The sequence below is a fragment of the Salinicoccus cyprini genome (assembly GCF_007713705.1).
GTDB lineage: Bacteria > Bacillota > Bacilli > Staphylococcales > Salinicoccaceae > Salinicoccus > Salinicoccus cyprini.
Genome location: NZ_VMSJ01000009.1, coordinates 1 through 1,641 on the forward strand (window position 1 = coordinate 1; position 1,641 = coordinate 1,641).

Sequence of the window (1,641 nt, forward strand, 5' to 3'; positions counted from 1 at the left end):
TCTTCTTGCTAACAAGAATGCAGACATAAGCAGTCATGTTTATGTCTGTTTTCTTCGGTCACTGACCGTTGCAAACATGCTCTTTAACAATCTGGAAAGCTGATTTAAAAAGTAGTTCTCAAACATTTGTTACAAGTGCTTTGGAAACTTCTTGGCGAAAACCAAATTTTATTTGGTCCTTGTTGTACGACAACAAGCCGTGCCGGTTTCACCGACACTTCTTGGGGTTGTATGGTTAAGTGACTAAGCGTACATGGTGGATGCCTTGGCAGTCAGAGGCGATGAAGGACGTACTAACCTGCGATAAGCTGTGAGAAGTCGGTAAGAGACGCTATTACTCACAGATTTCCGAATGGGGAAACCCACCCGAGATAACTCGGGTATCTGTTACTGAATACATAGGTAACAGAGGCGAACCGGGAGAACTGAAACATCTAAGTACCCCGAGGAAAAGAAATCAACCGAGATTCCCTCAGTAGCGGCGAGCGAACGGGGATTAGCCCTTAAGCATCTTGGAAGTTAGTGGAACGGTCCTGGAAAGGCCGGCGATACAGGGTGATAGCCCCGTACACGAAAACAACCTTGATGTGAAATCGAGTAGGGCGGGACACGTGACATCCTGTCTGAATATGGGGGGACCATCCTCCAAGGCTAAATACTCCTGACTGACCGATAGTGAACCAGTACCGTGAGGGAAAGGCGAAAAGAACCCCTGTGAGGGGAGTGAAATAGAACCTGAAACCGTGTACGTACAAGCAGTGGGAGCCCTTCGGGGTGACTGCGTACCTTTTGTATAATGGGTCAGCGACTTACATTTTGTAGCGAGGTTAACCGTATAGGGGAGCCGTAGGGAAACCGAGTCTTAACTGGGCGTCTAGTTGCAAGGTGTAGACCCGAAACCGGGTGATCTAGCCATGGGCAGGTTGAAGGTTGAGTAACATCAACTGGAGGACCGAACCCACTAACGTTGCAAAGTTAGGGGATGACCTGTGGCTGGGGGTGAAAGGCCAATCAAACTCGGAGATAGCTGGTTCTCCCCGAAAGCTATTTAGGTAGCGCCTCGGACGAATACTACTGGGGGTAGAGCACTGTTTGGGCTAGGGGGTCATCCCGACTTACCAACCCCATGCAAACTCCGAATACCAGTAAGTAATATCCGGGAGACACACGGCGGGTGCTAACGTCCGTCGTGAAGAGGGAAACAACCCAGACCGCCGGCTAAGGTCCCAAAGTTCTGGTTAAGTGGGAAACGATGTGGGAAGGCTCAGACAGCTAGGATGTTGGCTTAGAAGCAGCCATCATTTAAAGAAAGCGTAATAGCTCACTAGTCGAGTCGGCCTGCGCGGAAGATGTAACGGGGCTCAAACCAGGCACCGAAGCCGCGGATTCACACTTATGTGTGAGTGGTAGGGGAGCGTTCTGTAAGTCTGCGAAGGTGTATCGAGAGGTATGCTGGAGATATCAGAAGTGCGAATGCTGACGTAAGTAACGATAAAGGGGGTGAAAAGCCTCCTCGCCGGAAGACCAAGGGTTCCTGTCCAACGTTAATCGGGGCAGGGTGAGTCGACCCCTAAGGTGAGGCCGAAAGGCGTAATCGATGGGAAGCAGGTTAATATTCCTGCACGACTTGTAATTGCGATG

General features: G+C 50.2%; 1 rRNA gene. It reads left to right on the top strand.

Annotated elements, in window-relative coordinates:
- Positions 1–233 precede the first annotated feature (233 nt).
- Positions 234–1,641: ribosomal RNA gene (locus tag FO441_RS12445) — 23S ribosomal RNA — on the top strand; the annotation flags it as partial.